At 59.8% G+C, this 13,389-nt stretch carries 16 protein-coding genes; 4 read left to right on the top strand and 12 right to left on the bottom strand.

The window, feature by feature from the left end:
- Positions 1-69: 69 nt before the first annotated feature.
- Positions 70-1,221, top strand: coding sequence for an alpha-hydroxy acid oxidase (locus IP76_RS08000; RefSeq protein ID WP_054157686.1), 1,152 nt, complete (start codon positions 70-72; stop codon positions 1,219-1,221).
- Positions 1,222-1,294: 73 nt separating this feature from the next.
- On the opposite strand, the gene IP76_RS08005 is transcribed toward IP76_RS08000, so the two are convergent.
- The 6 genes from IP76_RS08005 to IP76_RS08030 all read right to left on the bottom strand — a co-directional run bounded on the left by IP76_RS08005 (position 1,295) and on the right by IP76_RS08030 (position 4,736).
- Positions 1,295-2,041 carry a metallophosphoesterase gene (locus IP76_RS08005; protein ID WP_054157687.1) on the bottom strand — a complete coding sequence of 249 codons (747 nt, stop codon included), beginning with the start codon at positions 2,039-2,041 and terminating at the stop codon, positions 1,295-1,297.
- Between the two features lie 3 nt (positions 2,042-2,044).
- Positions 2,045-2,401 (bottom strand): hydroxyisourate hydrolase, encoded by a 357-nt coding sequence (gene uraH, locus IP76_RS08010; RefSeq protein ID WP_054157688.1) that lies wholly within the window; start codon positions 2,399-2,401, stop codon positions 2,045-2,047.
- Positions 2,398-2,898: an ureidoglycolate lyase gene (locus IP76_RS08015; RefSeq protein ID WP_054157689.1), complete on the bottom strand. Its 501-nt coding sequence runs from the start codon at positions 2,896-2,898 to the stop codon at positions 2,398-2,400. The genes uraH and IP76_RS08015 overlap by 4 nt, the downstream gene beginning before the upstream one ends.
- A gap of 6 nt (positions 2,899-2,904) precedes the next feature.
- Positions 2,905-3,270: a DUF86 domain-containing protein gene (locus IP76_RS08020; protein WP_054157690.1), complete on the bottom strand. Its 366-nt coding sequence runs from the start codon at positions 3,268-3,270 to the stop codon at positions 2,905-2,907.
- Positions 3,267-3,560 carry a nucleotidyltransferase family protein gene (locus IP76_RS08025; protein WP_054157691.1) on the bottom strand — a complete coding sequence of 98 codons (294 nt, stop codon included), beginning with the start codon at positions 3,558-3,560 and terminating at the stop codon, positions 3,267-3,269. Before IP76_RS08025 ends, IP76_RS08020 begins: the two co-directional genes overlap by 4 nt.
- Before the next feature lie 135 nt (positions 3,561-3,695).
- Complete coding sequence (locus IP76_RS08030; protein ID WP_054157692.1) at positions 3,696-4,736, bottom strand: glutamine synthetase beta-grasp domain-containing protein; 1,041 nt, start codon at positions 4,734-4,736, stop codon at positions 3,696-3,698.
- Between the two features lie 393 nt (positions 4,737-5,129).
- On the opposite strand from IP76_RS08030, the gene IP76_RS08035 reads away from it, so the two are divergent.
- Positions 5,130-5,309 carry a DUF2735 domain-containing protein gene (locus tag IP76_RS08035; protein ID WP_054157693.1) on the top strand — a complete coding sequence of 60 codons (180 nt, stop codon included), beginning with the start codon at positions 5,130-5,132 and terminating at the stop codon, positions 5,307-5,309.
- A gap of 147 nt (positions 5,310-5,456) precedes the next feature.
- Here IP76_RS08035 and alc read toward each other — a convergent pair whose 3' ends face one another.
- Positions 5,457-6,479 (bottom strand): allantoicase, encoded by a 1,023-nt coding sequence (gene alc, locus IP76_RS08040; RefSeq protein ID WP_054157694.1) that lies wholly within the window; start codon positions 6,477-6,479, stop codon positions 5,457-5,459.
- 1 nt (position 6,480) lies between these two features.
- Positions 6,481-6,978, bottom strand: a complete 498-nt coding sequence (gene uraD / locus IP76_RS08045; protein WP_054157695.1) for a 2-oxo-4-hydroxy-4-carboxy-5-ureidoimidazoline decarboxylase — start codon at positions 6,976-6,978, stop codon at positions 6,481-6,483.
- Between the two features lie 225 nt (positions 6,979-7,203).
- On the opposite strand from uraD, the gene IP76_RS08050 reads away from it, so the two are divergent.
- Positions 7,204-8,250, top strand: a complete 1,047-nt coding sequence (locus IP76_RS08050; RefSeq protein WP_054157696.1) for an NAD(P)-dependent alcohol dehydrogenase — start codon at positions 7,204-7,206, stop codon at positions 8,248-8,250.
- Between the two features lie 212 nt (positions 8,251-8,462).
- Here the strand turns inward: IP76_RS08050 and IP76_RS08055 are convergent, their stop codons facing one another.
- On the bottom strand, positions 8,463-9,320 hold the full coding sequence (locus IP76_RS08055) for a DUF1989 domain-containing protein (RefSeq protein ID WP_054157697.1): 858 nt from the start codon (positions 9,318-9,320) through the stop codon (positions 8,463-8,465).
- Positions 9,321-9,442: 122 nt separating this feature from the next.
- Here IP76_RS08055 and IP76_RS08060 point away from each other — a divergent pair, with 122 nt between their 5' ends.
- A complete protein-coding gene (locus IP76_RS08060) occupies positions 9,443-10,315 on the top strand; it encodes a LysR substrate-binding domain-containing protein (protein WP_054157795.1) in 873 nt (290 codons plus the stop codon).
- Between the two features lie 7 nt (positions 10,316-10,322).
- On the opposite strand, the gene puuE is transcribed toward IP76_RS08060, so the two are convergent.
- The 3 genes from puuE to IP76_RS08075 form a co-directional block, all read right to left on the bottom strand.
- Positions 10,323-11,243: an allantoinase PuuE gene (puuE, locus tag IP76_RS08065; protein ID WP_054157698.1), complete on the bottom strand. Its 921-nt coding sequence runs from the start codon at positions 11,241-11,243 to the stop codon at positions 10,323-10,325.
- Positions 11,244-11,333: 90 nt separating this feature from the next.
- Positions 11,334-12,041: a DUF1045 domain-containing protein gene (locus tag IP76_RS08070; protein ID WP_054157699.1), complete on the bottom strand. Its 708-nt coding sequence runs from the start codon at positions 12,039-12,041 to the stop codon at positions 11,334-11,336.
- 152 nt (positions 12,042-12,193) lie between these two features.
- Positions 12,194-13,387, bottom strand: a complete 1,194-nt coding sequence (locus IP76_RS08075; protein ID WP_054157700.1) for an FAD-binding oxidoreductase — start codon at positions 13,385-13,387, stop codon at positions 12,194-12,196.
- Positions 13,388-13,389: the final 2 nt, after the last annotated feature.

Genomic DNA, 13,389 nt, shown 5'->3' on the forward strand with positions numbered 1-13,389 from the left:
CCCGGCCTGTTCACAGCCCACCGATTGGCATGATATGCGGTCTGACAGACATTGGCGGAGAGAGATAAAATGGGGCCGATCCTTGAAATTTCCGATCTGAAGAAGCTCGCACGCAAGCGCGTGCCAAAACTCTTCTTCGATTATGCCGATAGCGGCTCCTATACCGAGGGCACCTACCGCGCCAACGAAGGCGATTTTTCGAAAATCAAGCTGCGCCAGCGCGTGCTCGTGGATATGAGCGACCGCACGCTGGAAACCACGATGATCGGCGAGACGGTGAAGATGCCGGTGGCTCTGTCGCCAACCGGCCTCACCGGCATGCAGCATGCCGATGGCGAGATGCTCGCCGCCAAGGCCGCAGAAGAGTTTGGCGTGCCCTTCACGCTCTCGACGATGAGCATCTGCTCGATCGAGGACGTCGCCTCGGTCACAAAGCGGCCCTTCTGGTTTCAGCTTTACGTCATGCGCGACCGTGACTTCGTCGTGAACCTGATCGAGCGCGCCCGCGCCGCCAACTGCTCGGCCCTCGTACTGACCGCTGACCTGCAGCTGCTTGGCCAGCGCCACAAGGACATCCGCAACAGCCTCGCCGCCCCGCCGAAGCTGACACCGAAGCATCTCTACCAGATGGCAATCCGCCCTCGCTGGTGCTGGAACATGCTGCAGACCAACCGCCGCACCTTCCGCAATATCCATGGCCATGCCAAGAACGTCACCGACCTCTCCTCGTTGCATGCCTGGACGGCCGAGCAGTTCGACCCCAAGCTCTCCTGGGCCGATGTCGAATGGATCAAGAAACAGTGGGGCGGCAAGCTGATCATCAAGGGCATTCTAGACGTCGAGGACGCCAAGATGGCTGCCGAAACGGGCGCTGACGCGATCATCGTCTCCAACCATGGCGGCCGCCAGCTCGACGGTGCGCATTCCTCGATATCAATGCTGCCAAAAATCGTCGATGCCGTCGGCGACAAGATCGAAGTCCATCTCGATGGCGGCATCCGCTCCGGCCAGGATGTCCTGAAAGCGATCGCCTTGGGTGCGAAAGGCACCTATATCGGCCGCCCCTTCCTCTATGGCTTGGGCGCTATGGGCCAGAAGGGCGTTGCCAAAGCCTTGGAAATTATCGCCAAGGAAATGGACATCACCATGGCACTCTGCGGCAAGCGGCAAATGGCCGATGTCGACGGGAGCATCATAGCGGAAAACCCGTTCAAGGTTTGAGATGGCACAACCTCAGGGCCAGCAAAGCGGATATCGGCAAGATTGAGCGGTCGTCAGGCAAAGGCTGGGTCGCTCACGCGACGAAACCCGAGGCCAGCGCGACCGCCCAATCCGGCCGGTTGCGCTCGGCGGCGAGCCGGCTCATCGCCATATGATCATAGGGCACGAGCCGGAAGGTGACGCCCCAAGCGCCCGACGCATCATCGAGGATGGCGTAGCTCGCATGCGGCGTGCCGGTTTCCAGCTTGTGAGGATAAGGCGCATCATCCCTATAACCAGGCCCGCCGACACTGCCGGGATTGACGATCAACCGGCCATCCGCAAGACGAACCACACGGGGGACATGCGTGTGCCCGCACAGGATCAGCGGACAGGCAATGCCCGCGGCCCAGGCCTCGATCTCAGCACGGCCACGCATATGCACATGGCCTTGCGCCGATACATCCTCAAGCCAATAGGTATTGTCGTCCTTCGGCGTTGCATGGCAGAGATAGGCAGTATCACGCCACACGGTTTCGAAGGGCATTGCGCGCAGCCAATCGACATGGGCCTGCGATAGCTGCGAATAGGCATCGGCCTCCCATTCATGCATGTCGCCTGCCGCATGCTCGATCAGATAGCGATCATGGTTGCCACGCACTGTCGTGAGCCCGAGCGACAGCAGGATATCGGCGGTGCGACCAGCCTCAAGCGGGCCGGAAAGGCAGTCCCCCAAATTGACAATCTCGTGTGTCGCGATCCCGTGGGCGGCGATATCAGCGAGCACCGCGTCAAGCGCCAATGCATTGCCATGAATGTCCGCGATGGCGGCAAATCGCATCGCTCAGCTGCCCCTGTAGGTCGAGTAGCCATAGGGCGAGAGCAGCAGAGGCACATGATAATGTGCCGTCGTGTCGGATATGCCGAAACGGATCGGGATCACATCCAAGAAGGGCGGATCGGTCAGCGCCAGACCGGCCGCCTTCAGATAGTCTCCCGCATGAAACAGCAGCTCATATTGCCCTGGCTGAAACGCCTCGCCACTCAGGATCGGGCCACCGTCGACACGCCCGTCATCATTGGTAAAGACGGTCGTGATCAGGTCTGCCTCCTCACCGTTCATCCGCAGCAACTGGATTCGCAAGCCTTGAGCAGGCTTGCCGAGTGCCGTGTCGAGCACATGGGTGGTGAGACCGGTCATATCTGGGGCTCCCGAATCAGGAAGGGGGTATCGAAAAAGAACTCTTCAAGATTGTTGCCGGGTCCATCGCGATCCACAACCAGGAAATCGCTGACCGCATCAATTGCCATCAAAGGGTGATGCCAGGTGTTGCGCCGATAATTCACGCCCTGATGCGGGGCTGCCAGAAACACCTGTGGCTGCCCCGGCTTGCCATCCTCATCGAGGGAGACGGCGAGGAGGAAAGGTCGCCCCGACAGCGGCGAAAAGCTCTGGCTGCCGAAGGGATGGCGCTCCATCATGGTGATTTCGTAAGGAAAGGCGCGCGGCTGACCGCGAAAGATATTGACGATCACCCGAGCGCCCTCGCCTGCAATCTCGGGCGAGAACAGCGCATGGAAGCGTTCGGTCGTGCCGCCATTGATCAGCCGCATGGTGGAGGGCTCGGCTTCGATGACATCGCCAAAGGGCGCAAAGGCGGATGCCGTCAGAGGACGGATGGGGAGTTCGATGGGCAAGGGGGGTTATTCTCCCTCAGGATAGATATGAATTAGGGCGTCGATGATCCGAACCAAATCAAGCGCTTCATATTTCGCAGTCTGGTACAGATAGTCCAGATTGATGTCGAAATATCCGTGCGCCATTCTGTTCCGCATGCCACGAATCGTCACCCAATCGATTTCCGGATGCTCAGCAACGAAGTCGGGCGAAAACGCTTCGAGTTGGACCACGCTCTCGCTTGCCATCAAAAGACTCATTCCGACGCCGCGTTGAACCAGAAGATTTGTCCGGAAGTCTTTCAGATCTATTGGACCCAACAGGTCGTGAGCATCAAGAGATGCGCTCCGGATCCGATCAAGAAGCGAGCGGATACGATGTTCGCGGTTCATATTGGCAGCGCTTCCGCGAGGATACGTCCCCGATGCTTCTGCGGTATCTCGCTGGTCGTCACGAGATGCACTGGCACACCCTCTGCAAGATCTTCGAGGGCTGACTGCAGACCGCCGAGCGTCATCAGGGAAGAACCTGGAAGCGCATCCACCAGAATATCGAGATCGCTGTCTGACCGGTCTTCTCCACGGGCGACTGAACCGAAAACACGAGGATTAGCCGCGTTGTGACGAGCCGTCACCTCGCGGATCAAATATCTCTTTCGTTCCAGCACATCCGACGGTCGCATCAGCGATCTCCTTGACGACAATATAAGTCAGAGCTCGCGCAAACAAAAGATGCTGAACTTTACTGAGGATACCCCCAAAACGAAAACAGCGCCGGCGTTTCCACCGGCGCTGCAATCTTATCTCTCAGCCTGAAATCAGGCGGCGTTCTTCGCGTAGTCGGCCGTCGGCACTTCCGAGATCGTCTTCAGAACGATCGAAGCGATCTGGTAGGGGCAGCCCTGGCTGTTCGGGCGGCGATCTTCCAGGTAACCCTTATAGCCGTTGTTCACGAAAGAGTGCGGAACGCGGATCGAGGCACCACGGTCGGCAACGCCGTAGGAGAACTTGTTCCACGGAGCCGTCTCGTGCTTGCCGGTCAGGCGCAGATGGTTGTCCGGACCGTAAACGTCGATGTGCTCCTGCCAGTTCTTGGCAAAGGCCGCCATGAGGGCTTCGAAATATTCCTTGCCGCCCACTTCGCGCATGAAGGTGGTCGAGAAGTTGCAGTGCATGCCGGAGCCGTTCCAGTCGGTATCGCCGAGCGGCTTGCAATGGAATTCGACGTCGATGCCATAGGTTTCGCAAAGACGCAGGAGCAGGTAGCGAGCGATCCAGATCTGGTCGGCAGCGCTCTTCGAGCCCTTGCCGAATACCTGGAATTCCCACTGGCCCTTGGCCACTTCGGCATTGATGCCTTCGTGGTTGATGCCGGCTTCGAGGCAAAGGTCGAGATGCTCTTCAACGATCTCACGGGCGATCGAGCCGACATTCTTGTAGCCAACGCCGGTGTAATACGGACCCTGCGGAGCCGGGTAGCCCTGCTCCGGGAAGCCGAGCGGACGGCCATTTTCGTAGAAGAAGTATTCCTGCTCGAAACCGAACCAGGCGCCTTCGTCGTCGAGGATGGTGGCGCGGCTGTTCGACGGATGCGGCGTGACGCCATCGGGCATCATGACTTCGCACATGACGAGCGCACCGTTGGTGCGGGCCGGGTCGGGATAGATGGCGACCGGCTTCAGCACGCAATCCGACGAGTGGCCTTCGGCCTGCATCGTCGAGGAGCCGTCAAAGCCCCAGAGCGGCAGCTGTTCCAGGGTCGGGAAGCTGTCGAATTCCTTGATCTGCGTCTTGCCACGCAGGTTCGCTACCGGCTTGTAGCCATCGAGCCAGATGTACTCGAGCTTAAACTTGGTCATGGTGCTCTCTCTTCAGTCTTACGCCAGTCATGGGCGCACAGAGGGTTGATTCTCCGGTCACACCGGGAGTCGCTGAGAGAAATGCAGGAAGCGTGCCAATTAACGCCCCCAAGGATCGGCATGACCATTTTGCCGCAGGCAAAGCAGCAAAAAACGAAAATAAAAGCGATTCCTTAAGTAGATTGGCCTCATGTGGCAGGAACTGCATGACATGTCCGGCCGTTCTATCGGCGGAACATGCTGCCGATCAGGAATGATGATTTTAAATTCATCACTTTTTTCGCAGCATTAATGCCCAAAAAATAAGCATTCTGCACTTTCTGTGTGCAATCGCCAATTCTCGTGTTATAGTCGGGATATTGGCACCATCAGGTGTGAACGAGAGGTAGTAGCATGACAACGAACATGGTTCGGGAATCGGCGAAGATCTACGAATTCCCGGTAGGCGATGCGGCAAGGATTAAGGCCATGCGTGAGCGCCAGACGGCAAAGCCTGTCATTTATGAGAGCGGCTCAGCGAGCTGGTATCATGAGGCCGCGATCCGCGAAGCCGAACGGACGCCGAAGCAGTAAGGCATCCAGCCGATAAAAAAACCGCCCGCTCAGCGGACGGTTCAACATGCGACGAGCGGACTTCTGGTCCGCTCTTTTCGTTTTCAGAGCGATTGTCGTAAAACCGGGAACCAGTTTTGCGCCTTGGATTGCGTCAATCCAAAGACATCAGGCCTTGGTCCCAAAGAGCCTGAGGCGCATCACGCCGCCATCGGGATGCACACCGATCCTGACATGCGTAACTGGCCCGATTTTCTGGACCTGGTCGCCCGCGTAAAAATGCTCCGCATCCATCTGCATCTTCTGACGCGTCAGGATTGGCGTCCACTGTTCCGATGCTGAAATCTCCGCGTCGCTGAAGGTGTCGCCGGCATCTGGCAGATAGGCGCCGAGCAGCTCGCAAGTATCGGGGTAGTTGCCTTTATAGAAATGGGTGTCGATCAGCACCCGGTTGATCACACCGGCATGGCCGAGCCGGATGATCGCCCAGTCATGCCCGGGCCCACGGCGGCGCTTGGTTTCCCAGCCGTCGCCCATATTGGTGCCGCGACCGGGCGAGAGAATCTTGTCGGGATGGCCGTAATGCGCATCCGACCATGCCAGAGACTTGGCTCCATGGAAGATGTAGGCGAGATCGATCTCTTCCGAGGCACCCACCTTCGACCAGTCGAAATGGGCAGCTCCATAGACGCGCAGACGCGCCACGCCGCCATCCGGATAGATATGCAGGCGCAGATGCGTCCAGACCTTTGACGTGTCGGAATTGGCGAAGAAGTGCTGCGCCGAAGCCCCCAGCGACGACTTGGTCACCAGTTCGGTCCAGACTGTCGCGTTGGTCGGATCACCCGCCTCGACGAAAGCGGCCTCGATCGAGCAGTGGGGTGGATAGTTGCCGGTAAAGAAGCGCGTATCGACATCGAAGCCGAAAATCCGGCCTGGCATGGCGAGCCGTATGATCGCATAGTCATGGCCGGGCACGCGTTTGCGGCGGCTTTCCCAGCCATCCATGTATTTGCCGTTGTCGTCGTAGAGGTCCGGATCGAAGCTCGCCGGATCATCGTTCAACATGCGCGACACCGGCGCGAAGAACTCGTCGGTCGAGAAGATCCCCACGGCACCCAGGCGGGCCGAAGCAAGGTTGACGGCACCGGCAGCGAAATCCGGCAGGACGACGGTGGAAGTCTCAATCATGTCAATGTGTCTCCGGAAGCAGGCTTTCGAGACGAAGCCTGGCGATTTTTTCCACCTGCTGGCAGGCCGTGTCAAATTCCTGATCGCGGCCATTGGAAATGCGCTTTTCAAAGGCCGCGAGAATGTCATCCTTGGTCAGCCCCTTGACCGCAATGATGAAGGGAAAACCGAATTTCTCGACATAGGTCGTGTTGAGTTCGGTGAAGCGGGCATGCTCACTGGCACTCAACCGGTCGAGACCGGCGCCAGCCTGTTCGCGCTTGCTGTCTTCAGTCAGCCCTCCAGCGATGGCGAGCTTGCCCGCGAGATCGGGATGCGCTCTCAGCACGCCCAACCGCTCATCCTGGCTCGCCGTGCGAAACATTGCGGCCATGGCATCATGGATATCGAGTGCCGTGAGCGGCTCCTCGATCATGCCGGCGTCGAAGGCACGCTCGGCGATGAAAGGGGAATGCTCAAAGACGCCACCGAAACGCTGAACGAAATCCGCTCTGTCCATACCGTCTATCCATTGTCATGTGGGGCCGCAGGGGCGGCAAGGTGGGTCTGTCCGCGAACCTCGCGAAGCAGCTGGAGACAAGAAGTAGCCGAGGCCCCGGCGCTTGTCGAGTTTCCGCATGAGACAGGCACCTTCAACATAAACGGCAAGTCCGCTCGCTTGCGGATGACCAGAGGCGACCTATCTAAGGCACGCAGTTCCCATTTCATTTCGAAAGGATACCCCATGCCGATTGCCAAAGGCTATGCCGCAACGGACGCCTCCAAGCCATTGGTTCCCTTCACCTTTGAGCGTCGCGATCCCAACGCCGATGACGTGGTGATCGACATCAAGTTCTCAGGCATCTGCCATTCGGACATTCACCAGGCGCGCAACGAATGGGGCAACTCCACCTTCCCCATGGTTCCCGGCCACGAGATCGCCGGCATCGTCACCGCTGTCGGCTCGAAGGTCTCGAAATATAAGGTCGGCGACCGGGTCGGCGTTGGCTGCTTCGTCAACTCCTGCCTGCATTGCGAGCGCGACCTTTACCGGGAACAGTACATGCCCGATCTGGTCGGCACCTATAACTCTGTCGAAGTCGACGGCGTGACCCCGACCCAGGGCGGATATGCCGATTCAATCGTCGTGCAGGAAGACTACGTGCTGCGCATCCCGGACAACCTGCCGCTCGACAAGGCAGCACCGTTGCTCTGCGCCGGCATCACGCTCTACTCGCCGCTCAGCCACTGGAAGGCCGGCCCCGGCAAGAAGGTCGCCGTCATCGGCATGGGCGGTCTCGGCCACATGGGCGTCAAGATCGGTGCGGCCATGGGCGCCGACGTTACCGTGCTCAGCCAGAGCCTGTCGAAGAAGGAAGACGGCCTCGCCTTCGGCGCAAAGGAATATTACGCCACGTCGGATCCGGAGACATTCAAGAAGCTTGCCAGCTCCTTCGACCTGATCCTCTGCACCGTCAGCGCCGAGATCGACTGGAACGCCTACCTGAACCTTCTCAAGGTCGACGGCACAATGGTCCTGCTCGGCGTGCCGGAAAACCCGGTTCCCGTGCATGCCTTCGCGCTCATCGCTGGCCGCCGCTCGCTCGCGGGCTCGATGATCGGATCGATCCAGGAAACGCAAGAGATGCTCGACTTCTGCGGCAAGCACGACATCACCCCGGAAATCGAAATCATCGACATCGCGCAAGTCAACGAAGCCTATGAGCGCGTCATCAAGAGTGATGTCCGCTACCGCTTTGTCATCGACATGGCGAGCCTCGACAAGGACTGAGGGCTGCTAGGAAGCCTTAGAAGAAAGGGCTCGGCATCACTGCCGGGCCATTTCTTCGTTGAGAAACCTGTCCTCAAAACGCAACGTCATCCTCGGCCTTGTGCCGAGGATCTACTGAGGTCGCATGCAATTGATCCGTAGCAGATGCTCGGGACAAGCCCGAGCATGACGCCCCCACAGCTTAAGCCCTTCATGCCAGGCCCTTCGCAGCCTCAAACCTGCAACTGATACCCATTCCGCTCCGGAAACGGCCAATCTGCAAGCAGGGCCATATCCGGCCGATAAATCTCCACCTTCAACGGATAGCACTTCGCCACGTCGCTCGAATGGCTGGTGCTGCAATCGCCACCCGGGCAGGCCGAAAGCGCGCCCAAGAGATCAATCTCCGCAAACATCTCCAGGAAATCGCCCGGACGCACGGGGCTTGCCTTCATGAAATACTGCTGCGTATCGCGGGTAAAGCCGGTGCACATGAAGACATTCAACACGTCATGTACATGCGGTTCGACCGCCTTGATGTCCGAGCCGGTATGATGCGCCAGCGCCCTGCAGAGGTTGGAATGGCAGCAATGGTGGTAGTCGCCGCCGGAGAGCAGACGGTTGGTATAGGGATCGCAGCGGGTGCCGATCACGTCATGCACGCCCCCGCCAAATTCGTCGAAGCCATACCAGCCGAGCGTGTCATGGCTGATCGTCGCCATCGGGCGCAGCGACGGCAGGTTGCTCCAGAGACGATTGCCGGTCGTCACATGGGTCGCATGCAGCGCCCGCGTCTTGCCGGAAAAGAAGCGTTCGGAAAGGTCATTGGCATTCCAGAGGTTGAGGTCGCCGACCTGCGGCCCCTCGACGCTAACGATGCGGAAGAAATGCCCCTTCGGCACCTCAAACGTATTGCCCTCGCGCGGCGGCACGATCACTTCGCCGACCTTTTCCATCGTTGCCCGCGCCCGCTCCAGGATACTCATATCGGGTGCCTTCAGGGACTCCACCGGATAGCAGACGACGGGTTTCACTGCCCGGCGGTCGGCTGCATCGGCGGGAACGGGGATCGTGGAATTGAAGGGCGACATGGCATGCTCCGGTCTGCAGAGAAAAATGTATAAGGAGGAGGCCGCAAGGTGCCTGAACTGCCAGCACCTGACAACGCGGCTTCTTCTTGCCCGATGAGCAAGTCTTGCTTATGCATGACGATATGAAACTTCCACCCCCCTCCACGCTACGCGCCTTCGAGGCCGCCGCACGCCGCGAAAGTTTTCTGCAGGCCGGAAAGGAACTCGGCATGACTGCAGCGGCCATCAGCCAGCACGTGAAGGCGCTGGAGGACTGGCTGGAACTCACCCTCTTCGAGAGGCGAGCCCGCGGCGTGCGCTTAACGGCAGAGGGGCGCGAACTGGGCGCCGCATGCTCGGAAGGTCTCGGCCATATTTCCCGCGCGGTCGAGCGTTTGACGGCCCGCCGCAACGGACTGCGCGTCAGCCTCGCCTGCAAGCCCTCGGTGGTAAACCACTGGCTTGGCCCCAGGCTGCCCCGCTTTCGCGCCGCGCATCCCGAAATCCAGGTCTCGGTTGTCTATCCGCTCGGCGCATTGACGCCGGAAGAGGCTGGAACAGATCTCCTGATCCGCCATGGCACAAGGCCGCCTGGCCGCGCTGAAGCCATTCTCAGCGCCGCCACCCGGCCGACCTGCGCACCGGCCTATCTGGAGAAACACGGCCCGATCACCAGTGCAGCCGATCTTCAGAACCATCACCTGCTGCATGACGCGACTGAGGCCGCATGGCAATCCTGGCTGGCCCGACACGACGTCGACGGCCAGACACCCGCAGGCCCGCTCTATGCTGATTTCAATCTGCTGGTCAGCTCGGTCCTCTCGGGCCTCGGCATCGGCCTGTGCCCGACAGCCCTGATTGCCGACCATCTGGCAGCCGGTTCGCTGACAGTCCTGTTCGAAGACGCCGCCGACGCGGACAAGGCCTACTGGCTCCTGTCAGGCGCGGATATGCATGAGCCCGCAGCGATCTTGCGCAATTGGTTGCTGGCGGAAGCAGCCGAGCAAGGCCCCTGAGATAGCCTCACCATGCCGGCTTATGGTGCTTGTGCCAATGCTCGGCAATCTCGATGCGCTTGGGGATCCAGACCTTCTCGTGACCCGTCACGTAATCGATGAACCGCGCCAAGGCTGCCGCCCGACCTGGACGGCCAACAAGGCGGCAGTGGAGGCCGACGGACATCATCTTCGGGCTGCCGTTTTTGCCCTCCTCATAGAGCACGTCGAAGGCGTCCTTGAGATAGGTGAAGAACTGGTCGCCGGAGTTGAAGCCCTGCGGGGTCGCAAAGCGCATGTCATTGGTCTCGAGCGTATAGGGGATGATCAGGAAGGGCTTCCCGTCGAGATCCGGCACCCAGAACGGCAGGTCGTCGGAATAATTGTCGGACGAATACATGAAACCGCCCTCCTCCATCACGAGGCGCAGCGTGTTCATGGATGGCTTGCCCTGATACATGCCGAGCGGATGCGAGCCGGTCAGTTCCTTGTGCAGGCGGACCGCCTCGCGGATATGCTCGCGCTCGACGTCTTCGGGAAAATCCTTGTATTCGAGCCAGCGATAGCCGTGGCTGGCGATCTCCCAGTTCGCTTCCTTCATCGCGGCAACAGCTTTAGGGTTACGCGCCATGGCGAGCGTTACGCCATAGACGGTGACAGGCACCTGGCGCTCGGTGAACATCCGCCATAGCCGCCAGAAGCCAGCGCGCGAGCCATATTCGTAGATCGATTCCATGTTGAGGTTGCGCTGGCCGGGCCACGGCTGGGCGCCAACGATTTCCGACAGGAGATTTTCCGAGGCCGGATCGCCGTCGAGGATATTGCTCTCGCCGCCTTCTTCATAGTTGACCACGAACTGTACTGCGACGCGCGCATCTCCCGGCCACCGCGGATCAGGACTGTTGCGGCCGTAGCCGACGAGATCGCGGGGATAAGGAGCAGTCGTCATGGGTTCACCTCTCGTGTTTTGTCGAGAAGCTATTGGCGCAAAGGGTGGCTGTCGAGACGTAAAAAGCAGGTATTGCTGCAATGCAGAAAATCACGCGATACGCCGATTGGCGATCCGGCCGAGCGGATGCAGCGAATGCACCTGGAAAGGCGCCCCCGGCTCGGCTTCAACGAAGAGCGCCAGATGATCGATCACGATCGGCTCCACCAGTGCCGGGTCAAAATGGATCTTCATTGCCTCCTCGATTCGCGCAAAGTCACGCCCAAGAAGCGGCCCAGTAAGGCTCATGTGAAAGCGGAACTCGTCCATCACATAAGGATGGCCCCACCGATTGAGGTTGGAAAATTGCGGCGCAGACAGCCTGTCCGGATTACGTCGCTCGATTTCCGCCTCACTCAGTGGTGCTCTAAAGCCGTCAAAGACCTGGACGATCGAGGCAGCAAGGTGGTCGACGGCCGGACAGGGCCGGTCAAGAATCAATCCATAGACATCACCGATCCGACCGACACGCAGGCCCTGCAACAGAACAGGATCCATCCTGTCAGCAAACAGCATCAGGTCGTTCAGGAACGCCGCCTCGGTGGCGCCATGCGAAAGACGGAACGGCGCCTTGAACGTCGCATGGAAGCCGAATCGACGCGGCAGCGCCGTATGAAAGGCGATTTCATGCAGGCCGATGCCACGCAGGCTGGGGTGTTCGACGGGCAAGCCTGAAAAAACATTGCGGCCAAGCCAGCTTGCGGCAGCCAATGCCAGAGGGTTACCGGCAGAGGGCGTAAAACAGATCGCATAGCGCATGTCCAACCCTCCGCCTGGTTCGAGTCGGTCATTTTAGCAATGACCGTTACAACCCAGTGGTTAGGTGATTTACATGACAGCTTCACGAAGGAGACAACACCGTATTGCACGCTGCGTGACATCCGTCCGCGTGTGCTCGGGATGCCAAAAGTTCAAGGCGCCGGCGACGTCGCTTTCGCGATGAGAGCGGCGGAAAGATGTCGCGATAACAGGAAGCTCTCTGGCAGGGCCATCACTTTGCGCTCCACCGCATCAAGCGCCGCATCCGCCAGAAGATGCGCAATCCCGAAGCTGACCTTGAAGCCACCGGTCAGCGCAATGATCGCAGGCGCGTCCGGATGCGGCCCCACCATTGGATCGCTTTCAAGCGCCCGTGGCCTCAAGCCCGCCCAGCGTTCGATCAGTTCGGCCCGTTCGAGCACCGGAGCCAGTCGTCGGGCGGCCGCGACCAGGAGGGCGAGTTTGTCGTCAGTCCCGAAAGGGTCCTCAAAACTGTTCTCGCTGGTGCTCCCGATCGCGACATGTCCACCCTCGTGCGGAACGACATAGAGCCCGTCCAGATAGAGCAACGGCAAATCACCGGGAAAGTCCGCCTTCAACAGCGCCGCCTGCCCCTTGACGGCCCGCCCTAGGGGCTGCTGCAATTCGGGTCCGACCGAGGTCAAAAGCGGAAATGACTGCCAACCCGCAGCAACCAGAAGATGTCCATATGCAACATGGCTGCCATCCGCCAACATGACCTGACCAGCCGTTCGGTCGATCGACTGCACAGGACTTCCCTGGAGGATGCGCACCCGATCGCTCTTTGCCAACCTTGCCGCGATAGCACCGGTCAAGCCACGCGGTGATACGCGACCCGCAAAGCTGTCATGAACCAGACCGGCTTCACTGACATGCAGGTCCGGCCAGCCCGCATGCGGCGTTTCATCCAGCACCTGCCAGTCAAAAGCCCTGCCCTGCTGTTGCCAATTGACCTTGGCTTCGGCCTGATGACGCTCGGCAATCGGCCGCAGATGCGGCTTCGGCAAGGGGATCAGCCGCCCGCAGCGGCGATAGCCCGTCGAAAGGCCGGTCTCGGCTTCAAGGGATGCAATCTCTCCCTCAAGCGACAGCAAGCCGTCGAATTGCAGCTGCTTCTTCTCGTTCCAGCGATCCGGCATGTGCGCCATCAGTGCGCCGAGCAATCCGCCGCTCGCACCCTGCGCCAGACCGGCCCCGTCAATCAGGATCGTATCGATGCCCCGGCGCTCGGCCTTGAGTGCCGCCCAGAGCCCCATAATGCCGCCACCAATGATGACAAGGTCGGCGTGCGATTGACCGGAGAGCGCCAGCAATTTATCGGACATGC

It is taken from the genome of Rhizobium sp. AAP43 (genome assembly GCF_001296045.1).
Classification (GTDB): domain Bacteria; phylum Pseudomonadota; class Alphaproteobacteria; order Rhizobiales; family Rhizobiaceae; genus Allorhizobium.